The sequence below is a fragment of the Pseudomonas aestiva genome (assembly GCF_039908605.1).
GTDB lineage: Bacteria > Pseudomonadota > Gammaproteobacteria > Pseudomonadales > Pseudomonadaceae > Chryseomonas > Chryseomonas aestiva.
Genome location: NZ_CP150916.1, coordinates 2,269,096 through 2,289,372 on the forward strand (window position 1 = coordinate 2,269,096; position 20,277 = coordinate 2,289,372).

Sequence of the window (20,277 nt, forward strand, 5' to 3'; positions counted from 1 at the left end):
GGACCTTAGCCCCTGTTACCTTTCGCCGCAATCGTCTGATTTTTTCGGGCAATGGCATTTTGTAATCAGCTCGACATCTTGCTTGCCTAGGCTGCTGTGCTTGACCGTCTTCCTGCAGTGACGCCTCCATGCTTCGGATCCTAGCACCCCTTCGCCGCCTGTCCCGCCGTTCCTGGTTGAGAGCTCTCAAGACCGGCCCGCGGATGCTGTTCTCCTTTACCTTCGCCGCCGTGCTGCTCGCCGGATTGGGCAGCTTTTCGCTATGGGAGATGCAGCAGCTGCGCCGTCAGGCCCTGAGCATGGAGCAGGACTGGTTGCCCAGTATCGCCATCGCCGATTCCCTGGCGATCAACCTCGGCAAGTTGCGCAACCAGGCCTCGGTGGTGCTGCTCAATGCCGAGGATCCGGGCGCCGTGGCCATGAGCCGGGTCACCCTGGAGCAACTGGTCAACGAGACCGATCAGCTGTTCCGGGACTATGCGCCGGTCGTCACCGATGCGACCGAAGGGGATTCGATCAAGGCCCTGCACGAAGCCTACCTGCCTTTCGTGGAAGGCCTACGCGAAGAGGTGCGCCTGATCGAGCAGCAGCAGATCCCGGCCGCGCGGATGCAACTGGATACCGTGGTGGGTCTCAAGGGCGATCTGATGGACATGCAGGTGCAACTGCTGCGCGAATTGAACAAGCAGGGCGCGGCCCAGGCCAAGGAGGTGGCGAACGTCCAGTTCCTGCAGGCCCGCGCCATCGTCTGGTCGGTCATTGGCGGCGCCATTCTGCTGCTGCTGCTCTTGGCCTGGCGACTGACCCGTAGCGTAGTGCAGCCGCTGCGCCAGGCGCTGGACATCTCCGGCGGCATCGCCGCGGGTGATCTGCGGCAGAACATCCAGCCCCAGGGGCGCGACGAGGCAGCCATGCTGCTGCTGGCGCTGGAGCGTATGCAGGGCAATCTGCGCGAGGTGCTGGCCCATACCGGCAATGCCTCGGAGCAACTGGCCTCGGCCTCGACCCAGGTGAGTGCCGTGATGGATGAAAGCTGCCGCAACCTGGAGCAGCAGACGACCGATATCCAGCATGCGGCCAATGCCGTCACCCAGCTCAATCAGGCGGTCCAGGCGGTGTGCGAGCACGCGACCTCCACCTCCGCCGAATCGCAGCGCTGCGTCGATCAGGCCAAGCAGGGGCAGACGCAGGTCCGCCAGACGCTGGCCGCCATCACCCAGCTGGTGGGCAACGTGGACGAGGCGGCCAACCAGGCTGGCCAGCTGGCCGAGCAATCCAAGGGCATCGGCAAGATGCTCGATGTCATCCGCAACGTCGCCGAGCAGACCAACCTGCTGGCGCTCAACGCCGCCATCGAGGCAGCCCGTGCCGGGGATGCCGGACGCGGCTTCGCCGTGGTGGCCGACGAGGTGCGGGGCCTGGCCCGCCGCACGGGCGACTCCACCCGTGAGATCGAAGGCCTGATCGATGGCATGCAGCAGGTCAGCGAGAAGACGGTGACTGCCCTGGATCAGAGTCGACTCCAGGCCAGCCATACCCGCGACCAGGCCCAGGCGACCTGGCAGGTGCTGGAAGGCATCACTCAGGCCATCACCGCCATCGGCCAGCGCAACGACGCCATCGCCGCGGCCACCGAAGAGCAGACGGCCACCACGGCGGCGGTCGATCGCAACCTGACGCTGATCCGCGACGCGGCGACCCAGACCGCCGCCGGCGCCCAGCAGACCAGTGCCAGCAGCCAGCATCTTTCCGCCCTGGCCGCCGATCTGCACGGCGCCCTGCAGCGCTTCGTGGTCTAGGACAGGCGGGATCTCAGGCCGCCAGCATCACCCGGTCGCGACCTTCCTGCTTGCCACGGTAGAGCGCCTGGTCGGCGCGCTCCAGGGCGCTGGCGAAGGCTTCGCAATCGCGAATCTCGCACACCGCCAGGGTCGCGGTGACCCGCGCGGGACCACGTTCGAGGGACTGGGTGACATCGGTCAGGCGCTGGCGGATGCGTTCCGCCACGCCCCAGGCTACGTCGGTCCGCGCCTGGGGCAGCAGTACCAGGAATTCCTCGCCGCCCCAGCGCGCCGCCAGATCGGAATGGCGTACCTCGCGGCGGATGACGTCGGCGATGCCCTGCAGCACCAGATCGCCGCAATCGTGGCCGAAGCGATCGTTGATGTGCTTGAAGTGATCCACGTCGAAGAGGATGAGGCTGCCGGTCACGCCACTGTGCTGGTCGGCCTGGTCGAGAATCCGCCGGCGGTTGTAGAGGTTGGTGAGGCTGTCGTGGCTGGCGGAATGCAGCAGGTCCAGCTGCATCTTGGTGCTGTGGTGGAAGGAGGCGCCGGTGCCGTAGAGTAGCAACCCCAGGGCGCTGATGATATTGATCGTGCCGAACAGCTTCATCGCCAGGGGCGCGAGGGTAGCGGGTGGGTGCAACAGATAGCCGCCCGCCAGGGTCACCAGGATGCCGGTGACCAGCACCAGATGACGGATCGGCGCGGTGCGGTAGTTGTAGATGACGATCGGCAGGATGCACAGCACGTAGTAGTGGAAGTTGCTGTCCCAGCCGAGTTGCCAGGTGGCGAGCCAGGCGTGGGCGACGATCTCGCAGCACATGGTCAGGCTGGCGATGCGATAACGGCGCTGGCGCAGGGCGGCCAGGCAGCCCACGTAGGCCGCGATGCTGAGCACGTTGGCCCAGGCCATCAGGATCTGGTCGAGCAGGACGAAAATGACCAGCAGCGCCACATGAATGGCCATGGCCGCCTGAACCACGGGTTTGGCGACTTGCCAGAATTTGCCCAGGGAGTCGTTGAGAGCCTGGTTGCGATCACGATAGGAAAGAGCAGTCATGAAGAGGTCACCAGAAAGCAGTGCGCCAATGATAAACGCGCTAACAGTAAGCTTAATGGCAAACGGCCAGTCCGGGTGATCCTTTAGCCGAATGGAGGCTGGAACGGATCGAGTGGAGCGCTGCCGCGACCATCGGCGCTCCCGACTGCGATGCTGTGCCCGGATTCGTCCGCGCTATCCGCCCAGCCGCCTGCTGATGGCCTGGGCGGCGGTGTGCAGACGGCTCGCCGCGGCGCCTCCGACCTCGGCCTGGAAGCCTGGCGCGGCGCCGACCAGGGTCAGCACCCCGGCCAGCCGGCCACCGGCTCCAAACAGCGGTGCGGACAGCGCATTGACGCCCGCCATCAGCAAGCCATGCACCGGTTGGATATGGGTCTCCCGCAGCTGGCGTGCACCTTCCGCCAGCTGCGCCACGCTGGGCGCGTCCGGCCGGTGCAATTCTTCCGCGCGCAATGCCGCCGTCTCGACCTCCGGCAGGAAGGTATTGAACACCAGGCCCGTGGACGAGCCCAGCAGCGGCAGCACCGAGCCGACCTGGGTCACCAGGGTGACGGCGCGCAGCGCCTGTTCCACCAGCACCACGGTCGGCCCCCTGTTGCCCCAGACCGCCAGAAAGCTGGTTTCGCCGACCTTGTCGCGCAGATCGGCCAGCACCGGCGCCGCCAGCTTCACCACGTCCAGCCGACCCAGGGCCGCCAGGCCAACGAAAAGGGCGGCCTGACCGAGTCCGTAGTGATTGGTCCGCGGGTCCTGCTCGGCGAACCCGCTGGCGATCAGCGCCTGCAGGTAGCGGTGCACCTTGCTGGCGGGCATGTCCAGGTGGCTGGCCAGGCGCGACAAGGACGTCGACGGCGCCAGCTCGGCGAGGGCCTTGAGGATGTCGGTGCCGACCTCGGCCGCCTGCACCTTCTGGCGTCGTGGGGGTGCTGCTTCGGGGGTGTTCGTCATCGCTTCGATCGCGTGGGTAAAGGCAGCGTTATAGCTTGACGCTCTCCTGGGTTCAATTTACTTTTTGCGTAAACCTGTTACGCATAATGGGTGGCCCAGGTGGACAGACAAGAACAAGCAACAAGGCCAGTGACCTACCAATCCGGCTTTGGCAATCACTTCAGCGCCGAGGCCCTGCCGGGTGCCTTGCCGATCGGGCAGAACTCGCCGCAACGCGCGCCCTTCGGCCTCTATGCCGAGCAACTCTCCGGGACGGCCTTTACCGTCCCGCGCCACGAGACTCGGCGCTCCTGGCTGTATCGGCTCAGGCCTTCGGCCGCCCATGGCCGCTTTCAGCGCTGCGCGCTGCAGTTGACCGGCGCGGAGCTGGGCGCGCCCACACCCAATCGCCTGCGCTGGAATCCCTTGCCGATGCCGGCCGCCGCCACCGATTTTCTCGCCGGGCTGGAACGGCTCGTCGCCACCGACCCGGGTGACCAGGCCGAGGGCGTCAGCCTCTATCGCTATGCCGCCAATGCCAGCATGACCGGCGTCTTCTACGACGCCGACGGAGAATTGCTGATCGTGCCGGAGCGGGGGCGGTTGGACCTGGTTACCGAGCTAGGTCTGCTGCGCATCGAGCCGCTGGAGATCGCGGTGATTCCACGCGGCATGAAATTCCGGGTGGAGGTGGTGGAGGGCGAGGCGGTACGGGGTTACGTCTGCGAAAACCACGGGCGCTCCCTGCGGCTGCCCGAGCTGGGCCCGATCGGCAGCAACGGCCTGGCCAATCCGCGGGATTTCCAGGCGCCCGTGGCCCGCTTCGAGGATCGGGAGGCGCCCACCCGGCTGGTGCAGAAATTCCTCGGCGAACTCTGGGAGACCGAGCTGGATCACTCGCCGCTCGACGTGGTCGCCTGGCATGGCAACAACGTGCCCTACAAATACGACCTGCGTCGCTTCAATACCCTGGGCACCGTGAGTTTCGATCATCCCGATCCATCGATCTTCACCGTGCTGACCGCACCCGGAACCAGCGAAGGGGTGGCCAACATCGACTTCGTGATCTTTCCGCCCCGCTGGATGGTCGCGGAAAACACCTTCAGACCACCCTGGTTCCACCGCAATCTGATGAACGAATTCATGGGTCTGATCCAGGGCGCCTACGACGCCAAGGCCGATGGCTTCGCGCCGGGTGGGGCCTCCCTGCACGGCTGCATGAGCGCCCATGGCCCGGATCAGGTTTCCACCCAGAACGCCATCGCCGCCGACCTGCGGCCGCACCGGATCGAGAACACCATGGCCTTCATGTTCGAAACCGGGCGCGTCCTGCGGCCGACCCGCCACGCGCTGGCATCGCCGCTGCTGCAGCCCGACTACGATGCCTGCTGGGCGGGCCTCACCAAGACCTTTGTCGCGCCTGGCGCGGGAGCATCGGCATGACCGACGAATTGCCCAGCTGGGTCGCCTCGGCCAATGGCCATGCGGATTTTTCCCTGCACAACCTGCCCCTGGGCGTGTTCAGCCGCGGCGAGGAGAGGCCTCGCGGGGGCGTGGCGGTGGGTGACTTCATCCTCGATCTGGGTTTCGCTCTCGAAGCGGGTCTGTTCCGCGGCGAGGCCCAGCGGGCCGCCGAACTGGCCGCTCAGGAAACGCTCAATGCCTTCTTCGCCGCCGGCGGGCCGGCGCGGGTCGCCCTGCGCCAGGCCCTGCAGGCCTTGCTGCGCGCCGACCATCCGCAACGCGAGCAACTCGAAGAGCTGGCCGAGTATCTGCTGGCACCCCAGAGCGCCTGCCGGATGCACCTGCCGGCGCGGGTCGGCGACTACACCGACTTCTATGTCGGCATCCACCATGCCACCCAGATCGGTCGGCTATTCCGCCCGGACAATCCGCTGCTGCCCAACTACAAGCACGTGCCCATCGCCTATCACGGCCGCGCCTCGACCCTCGGGGTCTCTGGCGAGGCGTTCAAGCGACCCAAGGGTCAGACGCTCCCGCCTGGGCTGGAGGCGCCCGTATTCGGGCCTTGCCGCCGGCTGGACTACGAGCTGGAGCTGGGGATCTGGATCGGCCCGGGCAATGCCCAGGGCGAGTCCATCGCCATCGGCAACGCGGCGGAGCACATCGCCGGTTTCTGCCTGCTCAACGACTGGTCGGCGCGGGACATCCAGGCCTGGGAATACCAGCCGCTGGGCCCCTTCCTGTCGAAGAGTTTCGCCAGCACCCTGTCGCCTTGGGTAGTGACCGCGGAAGCCCTGGCACCCTATCGCCAGGCGCAGCCAGCGCGGCCTGCCGGGGATCCCCAGCCCCTGGCCTATCTGTACGACGAGCGGGACCAGGCCCAGGGCGCGCTGGACATCGAACTGGAAGTGCTGCTGCGCACGCCGCACATGCTGGAGCAGGGGTTGCCCGCCCAGCGGATCGCCCTGAGCAATACCCTGAACATGTACTGGACGGTGGCGCAGATGGTGACCCATCACACCGTCAATGGCTGTGCCCTCCAACCCGGCGACTTCTTTGGTTCGGGCACCCTGTCCGGGCCGGATGCCGACAGTTGCGGCAGCCTGCTGGAGCTCACCCAGGGCGGCAAGCAGCCGCTGCAACTGCCAGGCGGCGAAACCCGTACCTTTCTGGAAGACGGTGACGAGGTCATCCTCAGGGCGCGCTGTCAGCGGCCTGGACTACCCACGATCGGCTTCGGCGAATGTCGCGGCCAGGTGCTGGCCGCGGGGTAGGGCAGCGCGGATTGGGCAACGACCCGAGTGCCGTTGACAAGGCCTCCGGGCAGGCGCAGATTCCTTTTAACGTAATGAACTTACGCATAATAAGAAGCCGGCAGGCAATCGCGGGGCAGTGTCGATGGACCTCTTCACCTATTACCGTTCGACCTCGGCCTATCGGGTCCGTCTGGCCCTGGCGCTGAAGGGGTTGGACTACCAGGCCGTGCCGGTCAATCTGCTGGCCGGCGAGCAGCGCCAGCCGGCCTATCGCACGCTCAATGCCCAGGGACGACTGCCCAGCCTGCGCCTCGACAGTGGCGAGGTGCTGATCCAGTCGCCCGCCATCCTCGAATACCTGGAAGAGCGCTATCCAACGGTGCCCTTACTGCCGGCCGAGCCGCTGCTGCGCGCCCGGCATCGGGGGGTCGCCGCCCTGATCGCCTGCGATGTCCATCCGCTGCACAACGTTTCGGTGCTCAACCGCCTGCGCGGTCTGGGCCTGGAAGAACCGGCCATCCTCGACTGGATTTCGCACTGGATCGGCGAGGGCCTGGCGGCGGTGGAGGCGCAGATCGGGTCCGCTGGCTTCTGTTTCGGCGACGTAGGGCTGGCGGACGTCTATCTGCTGCCCCAGCTCTATGCGGCGCGGCGTTTCCAGGTGGACCTGTCGCCCTATCCGCGCCTCCTGCGGGTGGAGGCCCTGGCCGCCGCGCATCCGGCTTTCCAGCAGGCGCGCCCCGAGGTTCAGCCGGATACCCCGGCACAGGTGGCCTCGTGAAACGCCTGGGCTGTCAGCTCCTCCTGGGCGATTTCCTCGCCCGCAGCGTGCGCGGCATTTCCTGCGCGCCGCCCCTGACGGGGTGCTAGCCCGCGTTACCGACAACGTCCGTCACGTTACCCGTCAAGGAGCCAGTCATGGCCGATCTGTTTGAAAATCCCATGGGCCTCATGGGTTTCGAGTTCATCGAATTCGCTTCGCCCACGCCCAACGTCATCGAACCCGTACTGGAAAGCCTTGGCTTCAGCCACGTCGCCAACCACCGATCCAAGGACGTGGTGCTGTTCCGCCAGGGCGACATCAACGCCATCGTCAATCGGGAGAAGACCGGCCATGCGGCCTATTTCGCCGCCGAGCACGGACCTTCGGTCTGCGGCATGGCCTTTCGTTGCCGCGACTCCCACCACGCCTACGCCAAGGCGCTGGAGCTGGGCGCCCAGGCGGTGGACATGCCTACCGGCCCGATGGAACTGCGGCTGCCGGCGATCAGGGGCATCGGCGGTGCGCCGCTGTACCTCATCGATCGCTACGAGGAGGGCAGCTCGATCTACGACATCGATTTCGTGTTTCTTGAGGGAGTCGAGCGCAAGCCGGTGGGCGCCGGCCTCAAGGTCATCGACCACCTGACCCACAACGTCTATCGCGGGCGCATGGCCTACTGGGCCGACTTCTACGAGCGGCTGTTCAACTTCCGCGAGCTGCGCTACTTCGACATCAAGGGCGAGTACACCGGTCTGACTTCCAAGGCCATGGCAGCGCCGGACGGCCTGGTGCGCATCCCGCTCAACGAGGAGTCCTCCAAGGGTGCTGGGCAGATCGAGGAATTCCTCATGCAGTTCAACGGCGAGGGCATCCAGCACGTCGCCTTTCTCACCGACGATCTGATCGCCACCTGGGATCGGCTCAAGGCCTACGGTACGCGATTCATGACCGCGCCGCCGGAGACCTACTACGAGATGCTCGAAGGGCGGGTGCCCAACCATGGCGAACCGGTGGAGCAGCTGAAAGCCCGCGGCATCCTCCTCGACGGTACCTCCGAAGGTGACGAGCGCCGCCTGCTGCTGCAGATCTTCTCCCAGACCCTGCTGGGACCGGTGTTCTTCGAATTCATCCAGCGCAAGGGCGATACCGGTTTCGGCGAGGGCAACTTCAAGGCGCTATTCGAATCCATCGAGCGCGACCAGGTGCGGCGTGGAGTGCTGAGCACCTCGGCGTAACGGCCTCCGGCCGCCTGGCGGCTTGCCCAGCGGCAGGCGACGCCTCTAAGGTGACGGCGCGTCGCAAGGACGCGCGCCAACCTTGGAGGTGGCCATGGAGCTGAGCCAGACCCTGGCGCAGGAAATCGTCGAACGCGCCATGCGCATCCTGCCGGGCAACGTCAATGTCATGGATGCGTCCGGGCTGATCATCGGCTCGGGCGATCCGGCGCGACTGTTCACCCGCCATGCCGGCGCGCGCCAGGTCATCGCCGAAGGCCGTGCGGTGGCGCTGGATGCCGTCGCCGCCGCACGGCTGGCTGGCGCCCAGGCAGGTATCAACCTGCCGTTGTATCGCGCGGGCGAGCTGGTCGGGGTCCTTGGCGTGTCCGGGGCGGACGCCGAGCACTTGCGCCTGCCCGCCGAGCTCCTGCGCCTTACCGCGGAAATGCTCATCGAGCAGGCCGCCGGGCAACCGCCCGTAACCAGCCGCATGACCGTCCCCCTGCTGCGTCAGCTGCTTACACCGGGTGCGGCGCCCGAAGTGGGTCGCCATGCCAGTCTGCTCGGCTTGCGGCCGGAGCTGCCGCGTGACGTGCTGCTGCTCGAATTCGCCGTGCCTGCACCGGGCTTTGGCGACTGGGCCCAGCAGCGGCTGACGCACAGCTGGTGCCTGCCGCGCAAAGAGGGGCAGTGGCTCTGGTATCGACCCGGCGCGCAAGCGCCTGAGGCGCTGCTGGGGGAGCTGCCGGGGCAGGGCTGGTCGTTGCAGCGCAGTGCCTGGATCCCGGAGGCCCGACCCTGGTCGGGGTTGGCCGAGACGACTCAGCGGGCCTTGGATCTGCTGACGGTGGCCAGGCGCCTGCGACCTGACCTCGTCCGGGTGGCGCAGGACGACCTGGCCCTGCCCACCTGGCTCCAGGGTCAGGTTGAGCGCTCGCACGGCGCCTGGTTGCTGGAGCCGTTGCTGCGCTTGCGCCAGGCCGACCGGGACGGCCAGCTGCTGGCGACGCTGCGTAGCTGGTTCGCCCAGGACGCCAGCCCCCAGGCCTGTGCCGAGGCCCTGGGGCTGCATCGCAATGGCTTGCGGCATCGGCTGGAGCGGATCCAGGCGCTGACCGGACGGGATCCGCGGCGTTTCGCCGAGGCCGCCGAGTTGTACTGCGCGCTGCTGCTGCTGGATCAGGACTGGGCGAATTCACAGTCTTGACCTCGCTGCGCTGGGCTTTTGTCCTGTTGTGGCGCCGGCCGAACCGGGAAACACTCGGCGCATAACAACGGAGAATCGCCCATGAAAATCGTCGTCGCCCCTGATTCCTTCAAGGAAAGCCTGTCCGCTGCCGGTGTCGCCCGCGCCCTGGCCCGTGGCCTGCGTCAGGCCCTGCCCGCGGCCGAGATCATCGAGTGCCCCCTGGGCGATGGCGGTGAAGGCACCCTGGATGCCGTACTGGCCGCAACCGGCGGCGAGGTGCGCGAGGCACGGGTGACCGGTCCGCTGGGCGAGCCGGTGACCGCCCGCTGGGGCTGGCTGGCCGAGCAGCGCACCGCCTTCGTCGAGATGGCCAGCGCCAGCGGTCTGGAGCTGGTCCCCAGGAACCGGCGCGACGTGCTGGTCGCCACCTCTCGCGGTACGGGCGAGCTCCTGCACGCCGCGCTGGACGCCGGCGCCGAGCGCCTGGTGCTGGCCATCGGCGGCAGTGCCACCAATGACGGCGGCGCGGGGCTGCTGCAAGCGCTGGGTGTGCGCCTTTTGGACAGGCAGGGTCAGGCGCTGGGGCCGGGCGGGGCAGCCCTGGCGATGTTGGCCAGCCTGGACGTGACGGCACTGCACCCACGGCTGGCGGAGGTGGAGGTGGTCATTGCCGCCGACGTCGACAATCCGCTCTGTGGTCCCCAGGGCGCCAGTCAGATCTTCGGTCCGCAAAAGGGCGCTTCGCCCGAGCAGGTTCGCCAGCTCGACGCGGCCCTGGCGTATTTCGCCACCGTTACCGCCGCGACCCTGGGTCGTGATGTCCGGGAGCAACCGGGTGCCGGCGCCGCCGGTGGCGTCGGCTTTGCGGCCCTGGCCTTTCTCCAGGCGACCTTCCGCCCCGGCATCGAGGTGGTGGCGGAACTGGTCGGTCTGGACGACGCCCTGATCGACGCCGATCTGGCGGTGACCGGCGAAGGGCGGTTGGACGGCCAGACCCTGAGGGGCAAGACCCCGGCGGGTGTACTGCGTCTGGCCCGGCGCCACGGCGTGCCGGTGGTGGCCGTGGCCGGATCGCTGGGAGAGGGCTACGACGCCCTCTATGAGCAGGGTCTCGCCGCCGCCTTCAGCCTGGTGCCGGGCCCGCTGAGTCTGGAAGAGGCCCTGGCCCAGGCCGAGGTGTTGCTGGAGCGGACCGCTCGCGATATCGGGCGGCTGTGGCGGACGGCGAAAGGCTGACGCCAGAGCCTGGCTGGCTGGCGAGCCGCGGGGATTTGCCTCATGCTGGGCGTCCCGCTGCCAACCGACTGCCGCAATGACCTCGTCTGCGATCCTGCGTACCGGCCTGCTCACCGCGGCCCTGCTGCTGACAGTGCCCGTCGTCCAGGCGGCCATTCCCAGTCTCAAACCGGCCGACACCTGCGTGCGCAGCGCCTTCGTGCTGCGCTGTCAGGACGGGCAGGGCGGTTGGTACGGGGTGGCGGTGCAGGGCAACGACACCCTGATGCGTGGCTATGATCCGGTATCGGGCCGCTCCTGGGCCCAGACCAGTACGCGGCTGGGACGGCTGCAGTTCTTCAGCGGCCTGACCAGTGACGGCACCCTCTGGCTGGGCCGCACCCGGCAGCTGGGCTGGAACGTCATCAGTCGCTTCTCCACGTCCCAGGGCGACCGCGCCCGCACCAGCTGCAACCGCGTGGCGGGGTGCGAGTGGCGTTAGGTGAACCGGCTCAGGTGTGACGCCCAGGTCGGGTTGATACCTGATTGCCTGTTCAACCCAGCGCCTGGGTCAGCAGCGCGAACTGATCCACCCCTGCGCGCGCCACCGGCGCCGCGCCCCTGGCCATCTGCTCGACCTCATCGACCTGGGGGACGCCGATTTCAATCAGCCAGGGATTGAAACCGCTGCGGGCCGTCACGTCGAATCTCAGGTAGCGCCCTTCGGCGTGGCGCAGCAAGGCGAGCACCAGAGCCTTGGCCTGCTCGGTGGATTCGGCGATCACCGGGCCGACCGACAGGCCGCGGCCGTAGGGGCGCAGCAGGGCGAAGCCGCGTAGCTGACCCTCCTGTTCCAATCCGACGATGCGCTCGGCCTGGGGCACCAGTTCGCGGAGCAGGGCGCTGCGGTCCAGGCCGGTAGCTGCCTGGGCGAGGGCCTCCAGCTGCGGCGCCGCTGCCGGATTCAACGCGCGGACCTGGCCTTCCAGCGGATGATGCTCACCCATGGCCGGCAGACTCGCCACCTGGTGCTGATAGATGCGCTCATAGGATTCGAAGCCCTGGCTGCGGTAGAGCGGGGCGCCGCGCAGGGTGGCGACCAGCAAAGGCGTGCGATTGCCGGCCAGTTGCAGCAGGCCGTCCATGAGGCGGCGGCCATGGCCCTGGCCCTGGTGGCTGTCGGCGACGATCACCAGGCCGATGGTGGCGTAGTCGCCCTGGGGCACGCAGAAGCCGGTGCCGAACACGCCCTGGTCGTCTTCCAGCACCAGGCCTTCGCCGGTGTGGAACAGGCACTGCCAGTCTTCCAGGCGATGGGGCCAGTGCAGCGCCTGGGACAGGTGGTGGGCGGTGGCGAGGTCGGTTTCGCGCAGGGGTCTCAAGGTGGCGTGGGACACGGCAGGGCTCCGGTTCGGGTCTGGCTGATTCAGGCGCCAGCCTAGCAAGCCGCGACGGCAGATTCGGTTGCCGGCGGGTGGACGCGCCACTGCGAGGCACCGAAGGCCCCTGCCAGTTCGGCAAAAGATGGCGGCCCGGCGGCCTAGCATTGGGGCCAAGCCCACAGCCCTAGCGGAGCGCGCCATGGCCTCGTTCGACCCCAGAGCAATAGCGGTTCGTTGTGCCCACTTCACCGGCGGTCGCACCTGCGATGCCCGCGCCGAACTGGAGGTGTTCCGGCCGTCCGATGGTGGCTTCCAGAGCGGCCTGCCGTGCGCCTCGGCGGATCTGGTGGACGAGGTGGTGGAGGGCACCTGGCGCGCCTGGAAGGCCAGCGACTGGGCCAGTCGGCCGCCGCGCGAACGCGCGCGGGTGATGCGCCGCTGGGCCGATCTGGTGGAGGCCGATGGCGAGATCCTCGGTCCGTTGGAGGCGGTGGGTTCGACCCGACCGCTGCGCGAGGTACTGGCCTGGGACATTCCCTATGTCGCCGAGGGCATCCGCTTCTTCGCCGAATTCGCCGACAAGCACGGCGGCGAGGTGGCGGCCACCGCCACCAGCCACCTGGGCCTGCAGATCACCGAACCCTATGGCGTGGTGGGCGCCATCGCCCCCTGGAATTTCCCGCTGAGCATGGCGGGCTGGAAGATGGCCCCGGCGCTCGCCGCCGGCAATGCGGTGGTGATCAAGCCTTCGGAACTGACACCCTTTTCCATCCTGCGCCTGGCGGAACTGGCCGTGCTGGCGGGCCTGCCGGCCGGCATCCTCAGCGTGGTCCAGGGCGATGGTCGGACCACCGGCGACGCCCTGTGTCGCCATCCGCGCATCGGCAAGGTCACCTTTACCGGTTCCTCCGGGACCGGCACCGCCATCATGGTCGCCTGCGCCGAGAGCGGGCCCAAGCCGGTGACCCTGGAGCTGGGCGGCAAGAGTCCGCAACTGGTGTTCGCCGACGCTCCGGATCTGGCCCGTACCGCCCGCAGCGTGGCGGCCGCCATCACCGGCAACGCCGGCCAGGTGTGCGTCTCGGGTTCGCGACTGCTGGTCCAGCGCGCCGCCCTGGAGCCGATGCTGGAAGGCATACGCGCGGCCTTCGCCGCCTTGCGCCCGGGGCCGACCTGGGCGGCGGAGGCTACCCTGGCGCCAATCATTTCCCACCGCCAGGGGCAGCGCATCCAGGACATCGTCTCCCGCAGCCGGGCAGCCGGCGCGGAGATCCTGGTCGGTGGCGCCCTGGAAGAGGGCATGGGTGGTGCCTACTATCAGCCGACGGTGATTACCGGGGTCGACGCGGCCAACCCTGCGGTACACGAAGAGATCTTCGGCCCGGTGCTGACCGTGCAGGTGTTCGACGACGAAGCCGAGGCCCTGGCCCTGGCCGACCACCCCACCTATGGCCTGGCCGCCGGGGTGCACACCGCCGACCTTGGCCGGGCGTTGCGGCTGACCCGGGCGCTGGAAGCCGGTACCGTCTGGGTCAATCGCTATGGCCGCAGCCACGACTGGATCATTCCCACCGGCGGTTACAAGAGGTCCGGCATCGGCAAGGACCTGGGCCGCGCCGCCTATGAGGCGACCCTGCGCAGCAAGAGCGTGCTGATCGACCTGGAACACTCCTGAGGCTTGGCTGAAAAGTCGCTGAGCGATGGTCAGGCAAGGCAAAAATCAGCGAGGAAGCGGATCGGACTCGCGCTCGAGTTTACGAATGGTAAATGAGCATTCCGAGATGATTTTTAACGCAGCATGGCCGAGCGCAGGCACTTTTCAGCCAAAGCCTGAGGTCGCCGCAAACAATGCTGGGCCCTACCGCTAAAACGGTTTTTTCTGTCTCCCGCGGCGCCTGAAAGCGGACAACTGTCAGGTCCGCCGGTGCTGTAATGCTTGCCAGGGACGCCACCGGCGTCCCGGCCTCTCACTCATGACCCCTGTCAAAGGACCCTTGCCATGACCGCCTTTCGGCCCAAGTACATCACCTTCGACTGCTACGGCACCCTGACCCGTTTCCGCATGTCCGACATGGCCCGCGAGATGTTCGCCGACCGCATTCCCGCCGAGGCGATGGACCAGTTCTGCAAGGACTTCAACGGCTATCGCTTCGACGAGGTGCTCGGCGCCTGGAAGCCCTATTCGGAGGTGCTGTACGCGGCGGTGGAGCGCACCTGCAAGCGCTGGGGCATCTCCTTCACCGACGCCGAGGCCAATGCCTACTACGAGGCGGTGCCGAGCTGGGGGCCGCATCCGGACGTGACCGCGGGCCTGGCCAAGATCGCCGACAAGATCCCGCTGGTGATCTATTCCAACGCCGCCGACGAGCAGATCATGTCCAACGTCGACAAGCTGGGCGTGCCCTTCCACCGGGTCTTCACCGCCGAGCAGGGTCAGGCCTACAAGCCGCGCCTGCAGGCCTTCGAATACATGCTGGACACCCTCGGCTGCGGTCCGGAAGACGTGCTGCATGTGTCGTCGAGCTTTCGCTACGACCTCATTCCCGCCGACTACATGAACATCAAGAACAAGGTGTTCGTGAATCGCGGCCATGAGCCGAGTACGCCGTTCTACACCAACACCGAGATCAAGGACATCGGCGGCCTGGCCGCGGTGGTCGGTCTCGAATAACCCCCTGAGCTGCCGGAGCGCCCGCCCATGAGTCTTGGTCCAGCATCGTCCGATTCCTACTGGCTCGCGACCGCGCCGGGCTTTACCGGGGCTACCCCCGGGCCGGTGGCGGGCGAGGTGGATGTCGCCGTCATCGGCGGCGGCTTCACCGGGCTCTCCGCGGCCGTGGCGCTACGCCAGCGCGGTGCCAGCGTGGCGGTGCTGGAGACTGGCCGGGTGATCGGCGAAGCCTCCGGACGCAACGGCGGCCACTGCAACACCGGGGTCGCCCAGGATTACGCGGCCCTGCACGCCAGTCTGGGCGCGGAAAAGGCCCGGGCGTTCTACCAGGCCTATGCCGATGCGGTGGCCAGCGTCGAGGCGGTGATCGCCGAGGAGGGCATCGCCTGCGACTTCCACAAGGCCGGCAAGCTCAAGCTGGCGGCCAAGCCGCAGCACTATGACAACCTCGCGCGCACCTGCGAACTGATCCGCCAGGAGGTGGACCCGCAGGTCGAACTGCTCGACGCCGCCCAGGTGCGCGCTGAGGTGGCGTCCGACGATTTCCATGGCGGTCTGCTGCAGCACAACGGCGCCCAGATGCACATGGGGCGCTTCGGCGTCGGGCTGGCGGAGGCGGCCGTGCGGCGGGGCGCCCAGGTATTCGAGGGCGCGGCGGTCAGCGATCTGCAGCGACTGCCCGATGGCAGTTTTCGCGTGATCAGCGCCAGGGGCGAGTTGCGCGCCCGCCAGGTGCTGGTGGCCACGGGCAACGCCAGCGTCGGCCCCTTCCAGTGGTTTCGCCGGCGCATCGCCTCGGTGGGCAGTTTCATCATCGCCACCGCGCCCCTGCCCAAGGCGCAGCTGGACGGATTGCTGCCCAATCGGCGCACCTATGTCACCAGCCGCATCATCGGCAACTATTTCCGCACCACCCCGGATCACCGGCTGATCTTCGGCGGACGGGCGCGTTTCGCCCTGTCCGATCCACGCCAGGACGCCAAGAGCGGCGCCGTGCTGCGCGCCGCGCTGGGCCAGCTCTTTCCCAGCCTGGCCCAGACGCCCATCGACTATTGCTGGGGCGGCCTGGTGGACATGACCGCCGATCGCCTGCCCCGCGCCGGCGAGCAGGACGGCCTGTTCTATGCCATGGGCTACAGCGGCCATGGCGTGCAGATGTCGGTGCACATGGGCCGGGTGATGGCCGAGGTACTGGAAGGCCGCGGCCAGGCCAATCCCTGGCGGGTGCTGGACTGGCCGGCGATTCCCGGGCATTTCGGCAAGCCCTGGTTCCTGCCGCTGGTAGGGCTGTATTACCGCGTCCAGGATCGCCTGCACTAGCCCCGGTCCCGGTTCCGATCCCGCCACCGCCAGTCCAGGCCCTGCCACGCAGCGCCCGGCTTGGCGGTTTTTTCGTTTCCGCAGCCTGTCGCAGCGCTGACCGGCACCGCTGACCGGCACCGCTGCGCAGAACCTGCTGTCGCTGCGGGCTTTTTGCGATCGTCCAGCCTCCCGTCGCGGTCCGCACCGCGCTCCGTCAAGCCAAGCGAAACGCCGCACCAGCGCGCCAAAGGCGGGCATGACGGGCCCCGACGCGCCGTCGCGACGCACACCGCAAACAATGCTGAGCGGCTCGGTCAAAACGGTCTTTTCTGTCTCGCCGCGGGGGCAATTCGACGGTAATCGACGAGGGGCGGGTGCTGTAATGAACCTGGCCGCACGACAAGGCGGCCAAGAGAACAGCTTCGTGTGCCCGGGGAGGGGTGCGCGGACTGGCGACCGAGTCCCCAACGAGCGAGCCGACATGACCGAGAAAAAGACTGGAAGTCCCCTGATAGGAGCTGCTGAAAGCGTTCGGGCCTTCGAGGCCCTGCATCGGGGGGTGTCGCGGCGCGATGCGCTGCGCCTGCTGGGCGCCGCCGGATTGCTGGCGACCGGGGTGGGCAGTCTGCTCGGTCGGGATGGCCAGGCCTTCGCCGCAGAAGATGCGGTCACCGGCACCCCGCGTCGCGGCGGTCGGGTGCGTGCCGCAGCGGCGGGTTCCTCCACCGCCGATACCCTCGATCCGGCCAAGGGCTCTTTCTCGGGCGACTATGCCCGCCAGTATTTCTTCTACAACGGCCTGACCGTCTTCGACAGCCATCTGGAACCCCAGATGGCCCTGGCCACCAGCGTGGAGACCCAGGATGCCCTGACCTGGACGATCAAGCTGCGCCAGGGTGTGCAATTCCACAATGGCAAGACTTTGGACAGCGCCGATGTCGTCTACTCGCTGCTGCGCCACAAGGACCCGGCGGTGGGTTCCAAAGTCAAGGCCCTGGCTGATCAGTTCGCCGAAGTCACCGCGGTGGCGCCCGACGAGGTGCGCATCCGCCTGGTGTCGCCGAACTCCGAGCTGCCCGCGGTGCTGGCCATCTCACCGTTCCTGATCATCGCCGACGGCACCAAGGATTTCTCAACCGCCAACGGTACCGGGCCCTTCAAGGTCAAGGAATTCAAGCCGGGCGTGCGCACCGTGGGCGTGCGCAACGAAAACTACTGGAAGTCCGGCAAGCCCTATCTGGACGAGATCGAGCTGATCGGCATCGGCGACGAGCCTTCGCGGGTCAATGCCCTGCTGGCCGGCGACGTCCAGCTCACCGTGTCGGTGGATCCCCGTTCGGCGGATCGGCTCAAGCAGGGCGGCAAGCTCAAGATCGTCGCCAATAATTCCGGTAGCTACACCGATCTCATCATGAGAATTCCCAATCGTCCCTTCAACGATCCCAACGTGGTCGAGGGCATGAAGCTGCTGTTCGACCGCGAGCAGATTCTCAAGTCGGTATTCCTTGGCTACGGCGTCATCGGCAACGATCAGCCGATCATGCCCGGGACACCCTATTACGCCGCGGACCTGCCCCAGCGGCCCTATGATCCGGACAAGGCCAAGTTCCTGTTCCAGAAGGCTGGCATCGCCGGGGCGAAGCTGCCCCTGGTGACCTCAACCGCCGCCGACAACGCCAACGAGATGGCCCTGGTGCTGCAGCAGTCGGCGCGCCAGGCGGGGCTCAACCTGATGGTCAACCGGGTCAGTGCCGACGGCTACTGGAACAGCCACTGGATGAAGGACCCGCTGGGTTTCGGCAACATCAACGCCCGGCCCACGGCCAATATCCTGCTGTCGCAATTCTTCAAGTCCGATGCGCCCTTCAACGAGTCGGGCTGGAAGAACGAGCAGTTCGACCAGTTGCTGGTGACCTCCCGTGGCGAGACGGACATCGCCAAGCGCAAGCAGATGTACGCCGACATGCAGCTGCTGATCCACCAGCACTGCGGCATCGGCCTGCCGATCTTCACCAGCTCCATCGATGCCCACTCGCCCAAGCTCGGTGGCTACGGGATCATCCCCATCGGCGGCTTCATGGGCTACATGTTCGCCGAGCACGTCTGGCTGGAGGCCTGACGCCCGGTGCCTGCCGGCGAGTCTGTCCGCGAGGGCCCGGCTCGCCGCTCCACGCTCAAGCAGGAGGTGGCTTTGGACCTTTCCGTTTTCACGCTCATCGCCAGACGCCTCGGGGGCGGGTTGCTGACCCTGCTCATCGTCTCGTTGCTGGTGTTCTTCGTCTCCGCGCTGCTGCCGGGCGATGCCGCCCAGCAGGCGCTGGGCCAGTTCGCGCTGCCCGAGCAGGTCGCGGCCCTGCGTGCCCAGATGGGTCTCGACCAGCCCGCGTTGCTGCGCTACGTCCACTGGCTGGGCGGTCTCCTGCACGGCGATCTCGGCCAGTCGCTGGCGAGCCAGATGCCCATCACCAGCATGATCGGCGATCGGCTCGGCAGCTCGCTGATGCTGGCCGGGGTCACCGCCCTGGTGTCGGTGCCCCTGGCGCTGGGCCTGGGCATCGTCTCGGCGATGAATGCCGGCGGCCGCCTGGACCGGGCCCTCAACGTCTTTACCCTGGGCATCGTCGCGGTACCGGAATTCCTGGTGGCGACCCTGGCGGTGCTGGTCTTCGCCGTGCACCTGCAGTGGACCTCGGCGCTGACCTTCGCCCATGACATCGACGGCCCCCTGGATTTCCTGCGCGCCTATGCGCTGCCGGTGGGCACCCTGTGCTGCGTGATCGTGGCGCAGATGGCGCGGATGACCCGCGCCGCCCTGGTGGAGCAGTTGCAGAGTTCCTATGTGGAGATGGCGCGGCTCAAGGGCGTCGGTCCGGTCCGCGCCGTGCTGCGCCATGCCTTGCCCAATGCCGTGGGCCCCATCGCCAACTCCATCGCCCTGAGTCTTTCCTACCTGATGGGCGGGGTGGTGATCGTCGAGACCATCTTCAACTACCCGGGCATCGCCCAGCTGATGGTGGACGGCGTCGCTAGTCGCGACCTGCCGCTGATCCAGGCCTGCGCCATGCTGTTCTGCTGCGCCTACCTGGTCCTCATGACCCTGGCGGATCTCTGCGCCATCCTGTCCAATCCGAGGCTGAGAACGCTATGACCCGACCCGTGACTCCCGTACGTGCCGCGTCCGTCCTGCCGGTGGATGGCAAGACCCTCGACGCCCAGTTGTCACCCCCCCGTACCCGGCGGCGGGCCCGCTGGTCGCTGACCGGCATTTTCGGCGGCGTGCTGGTGGCCTTCTGGCTGTTCATCGCCGTGTTCGGCGCCTGGCTGACCCCCTATGACCCGGGCGCCCTGGGCGATAGCGCGGTGCTGGCCGGTTACAGTCAGGCGCACCTGCTGGGCACCGACTACCTGGGGCGCGATGTCCTCAGCCGCATCCTCGACGGCGCCCGTTTCACCGTCGGCCTGGCGCTGGTCGCCGCCGTGCTCTCCTGCGTGCTGGGCACCGGGCTCGGTCTGCTGGCGGCGCTGTCCGGCCGCTGGGTGGACGAGCCGCTGTCACGGCTGATCGATGCGCTGATCTCGCTGCCGAGCAAGATGCTGGCGCTGGTCATGGTCTCGGCCTTCGGCTCCTCGGTGCCGCTGCTGATCGTCATGGCGGTGGTGGGCTATGCCCCCGGCTGCTATCGCATCGCCCGCAGCCTGGCGATGAACCTCACCGAGCTGGAGTACGTCCAGGTCGCCCGCACCCGCGGCGAGGGCCGGTTCTACATCGCCCTGCGGGAGATGCTGCCCAACATGCGCCTGCCGCTGCTCACCGATCTGGGGCTGAGATTCGTCTATATCGTGCTGCTGCTCAGCGGCATGAGCTTTCTCGGTCTCGGCGTGCAACCGCCGAATGCCGACCTGGGCTCCCTGGTCCGGGAAAACATCGGCGGTCTGGCCGACGGCGCCCCGGCGGTGCTGATGCCGGCGCTGGCCATCGGCACCCTGACCGTGGGTGTCAACCTGCTCATCGACCGGTTCGGCGCGCGACGCCGGGGAGGGCGCTGA

General features: G+C 67.5%; 17 protein-coding genes. 14 read left to right on the top strand and 3 right to left on the bottom strand.

What is annotated here, in order from left to right:
• Positions 1 to 128 precede the first annotated feature (128 nt).
• Complete coding sequence (locus AABM56_RS10545; protein ID WP_133861786.1) at positions 129 to 1,799, top strand: methyl-accepting chemotaxis protein; 1,671 nt, start codon at positions 129 to 131, stop codon at positions 1,797 to 1,799.
• A gap of 13 nt (positions 1,800 to 1,812) precedes the next feature.
• Here AABM56_RS10545 and AABM56_RS10550 read toward each other — a convergent pair whose 3' ends face one another.
• Together AABM56_RS10550 and AABM56_RS10555 are read right to left on the bottom strand one after the other, a co-directional pair.
• Complete coding sequence (locus AABM56_RS10550) at positions 1,813 to 2,844, bottom strand: diguanylate cyclase (protein WP_133861785.1); 1,032 nt, start codon at positions 2,842 to 2,844, stop codon at positions 1,813 to 1,815.
• Positions 2,845 to 3,018: 174 nt separating this feature from the next.
• Positions 3,019 to 3,792, bottom strand: a complete 774-nt coding sequence (locus AABM56_RS10555) for an IclR family transcriptional regulator (protein WP_347884073.1) — start codon at positions 3,790 to 3,792, stop codon at positions 3,019 to 3,021.
• 129 nt (positions 3,793 to 3,921) lie between these two features.
• Here AABM56_RS10555 and hmgA point away from each other — a divergent pair, with 129 nt between their 5' ends.
• The 7 genes from hmgA (at position 3,922) to AABM56_RS10590 (ending at position 11,377) form a co-directional block, all read left to right on the top strand.
• Complete coding sequence (hmgA, locus tag AABM56_RS10560) at positions 3,922 to 5,214, top strand: homogentisate 1,2-dioxygenase (RefSeq protein ID WP_133861783.1); 1,293 nt, start codon at positions 3,922 to 3,924, stop codon at positions 5,212 to 5,214.
• A complete protein-coding gene (gene fahA / locus AABM56_RS10565) occupies positions 5,211 to 6,509 on the top strand; it encodes a fumarylacetoacetase (protein WP_133861782.1) in 1,299 nt (432 codons plus the stop codon). The genes hmgA and fahA overlap by 4 nt, the downstream gene beginning before the upstream one ends.
• A gap of 124 nt (positions 6,510 to 6,633) precedes the next feature.
• Entirely contained in the window at positions 6,634 to 7,272 is a 639-nt protein-coding gene (gene maiA, locus AABM56_RS10570; protein WP_133861781.1) for a maleylacetoacetate isomerase, read from the top strand.
• 137 nt (positions 7,273 to 7,409) lie between these two features.
• A complete protein-coding gene (hppD, locus tag AABM56_RS10575; RefSeq protein ID WP_133861780.1) occupies positions 7,410 to 8,489 on the top strand; it encodes a 4-hydroxyphenylpyruvate dioxygenase in 1,080 nt (359 codons plus the stop codon).
• 94 nt (positions 8,490 to 8,583) lie between these two features.
• A complete protein-coding gene (locus AABM56_RS10580) occupies positions 8,584 to 9,678 on the top strand; it encodes a sugar diacid recognition domain-containing protein (protein ID WP_347884074.1) in 1,095 nt (364 codons plus the stop codon).
• A gap of 81 nt (positions 9,679 to 9,759) precedes the next feature.
• Positions 9,760 to 10,896, top strand: a complete 1,137-nt coding sequence (locus tag AABM56_RS10585) for a glycerate kinase (protein WP_347884075.1) — start codon at positions 9,760 to 9,762, stop codon at positions 10,894 to 10,896.
• Between the two features lie 76 nt (positions 10,897 to 10,972).
• Positions 10,973 to 11,377 carry a hypothetical protein gene (locus AABM56_RS10590; protein WP_133861777.1) on the top strand — a complete coding sequence of 135 codons (405 nt, stop codon included), beginning with the start codon at positions 10,973 to 10,975 and terminating at the stop codon, positions 11,375 to 11,377.
• Between the two features lie 52 nt (positions 11,378 to 11,429).
• Here the strand turns inward: AABM56_RS10590 and AABM56_RS10595 are convergent, their stop codons facing one another.
• Complete coding sequence (locus AABM56_RS10595) at positions 11,430 to 12,272, bottom strand: GNAT family N-acetyltransferase (protein ID WP_347884076.1); 843 nt, start codon at positions 12,270 to 12,272, stop codon at positions 11,430 to 11,432.
• Positions 12,273 to 12,456: 184 nt separating this feature from the next.
• Between AABM56_RS10595 and AABM56_RS10600 the strand changes: the two genes are divergently transcribed.
• From AABM56_RS10600 to AABM56_RS10625, 6 genes are all read left to right on the top strand, one after another.
• On the top strand, positions 12,457 to 13,932 hold the full coding sequence (locus tag AABM56_RS10600) for an aldehyde dehydrogenase family protein (RefSeq protein WP_133861775.1): 1,476 nt from the start codon (positions 12,457 to 12,459) through the stop codon (positions 13,930 to 13,932).
• A 324-nt stretch (positions 13,933 to 14,256) separates the two neighbouring features.
• Positions 14,257 to 14,928 (top strand): haloacid dehalogenase type II, encoded by a 672-nt coding sequence (locus tag AABM56_RS10605; RefSeq protein ID WP_133861774.1) that lies wholly within the window; start codon positions 14,257 to 14,259, stop codon positions 14,926 to 14,928.
• A gap of 27 nt (positions 14,929 to 14,955) precedes the next feature.
• Entirely contained in the window at positions 14,956 to 16,248 is a 1,293-nt protein-coding gene (locus tag AABM56_RS10610; protein ID WP_133861773.1) for an FAD-binding oxidoreductase, read from the top strand.
• 463 nt (positions 16,249 to 16,711) lie between these two features.
• Complete coding sequence (locus tag AABM56_RS10615) at positions 16,712 to 18,349, top strand: ABC transporter substrate-binding protein (protein ID WP_133861772.1); 1,638 nt, start codon at positions 16,712 to 16,714, stop codon at positions 18,347 to 18,349.
• 72 nt (positions 18,350 to 18,421) lie between these two features.
• Complete coding sequence (locus AABM56_RS10620; protein ID WP_133861771.1) at positions 18,422 to 19,378, top strand: ABC transporter permease; 957 nt, start codon at positions 18,422 to 18,424, stop codon at positions 19,376 to 19,378.
• Complete coding sequence (locus AABM56_RS10625; RefSeq protein WP_133861770.1) at positions 19,375 to 20,277, top strand: ABC transporter permease; 903 nt, start codon at positions 19,375 to 19,377, stop codon at positions 20,275 to 20,277. Before AABM56_RS10620 ends, AABM56_RS10625 begins: the two co-directional genes overlap by 4 nt.

Coding starts and splice junctions, on each gene's coding strand:
- maiA (WP_133861781.1), top strand. CDS start 6,634: ATGGACCTCTTCACCTATTACCGTTCGACCTCGGCCTATCGGGTCCGT.
- AABM56_RS10555 (WP_347884073.1), bottom strand. CDS start 3,792: ATGACGAACACCCCCGAAGCAGCACCCCCACGACGCCAGAAGGTGCAG.
- AABM56_RS10550 (WP_133861785.1), bottom strand. CDS start 2,844: ATGACTGCTCTTTCCTATCGTGATCGCAACCAGGCTCTCAACGACTCC.
- AABM56_RS10590 (WP_133861777.1), top strand. CDS start 10,973: ATGACCTCGTCTGCGATCCTGCGTACCGGCCTGCTCACCGCGGCCCTG.
- hppD (WP_133861780.1), top strand. CDS start 7,410: ATGGCCGATCTGTTTGAAAATCCCATGGGCCTCATGGGTTTCGAGTTC.
- AABM56_RS10545 (WP_133861786.1), top strand. CDS start 129: ATGCTTCGGATCCTAGCACCCCTTCGCCGCCTGTCCCGCCGTTCCTGG.
- AABM56_RS10585 (WP_347884075.1), top strand. CDS start 9,760: ATGAAAATCGTCGTCGCCCCTGATTCCTTCAAGGAAAGCCTGTCCGCT.
- AABM56_RS10610 (WP_133861773.1), top strand. CDS start 14,956: ATGAGTCTTGGTCCAGCATCGTCCGATTCCTACTGGCTCGCGACCGCG.
- AABM56_RS10580 (WP_347884074.1), top strand. CDS start 8,584: ATGGAGCTGAGCCAGACCCTGGCGCAGGAAATCGTCGAACGCGCCATG.
- fahA (WP_133861782.1), top strand. CDS start 5,211: ATGACCGACGAATTGCCCAGCTGGGTCGCCTCGGCCAATGGCCATGCG.
- AABM56_RS10605 (WP_133861774.1), top strand. CDS start 14,257: ATGACCGCCTTTCGGCCCAAGTACATCACCTTCGACTGCTACGGCACC.
- AABM56_RS10600 (WP_133861775.1), top strand. CDS start 12,457: ATGGCCTCGTTCGACCCCAGAGCAATAGCGGTTCGTTGTGCCCACTTC.
- AABM56_RS10625 (WP_133861770.1), top strand. CDS start 19,375: ATGACCCGACCCGTGACTCCCGTACGTGCCGCGTCCGTCCTGCCGGTG.
- AABM56_RS10615 (WP_133861772.1), top strand. CDS start 16,712: ATGACCGAGAAAAAGACTGGAAGTCCCCTGATAGGAGCTGCTGAAAGC.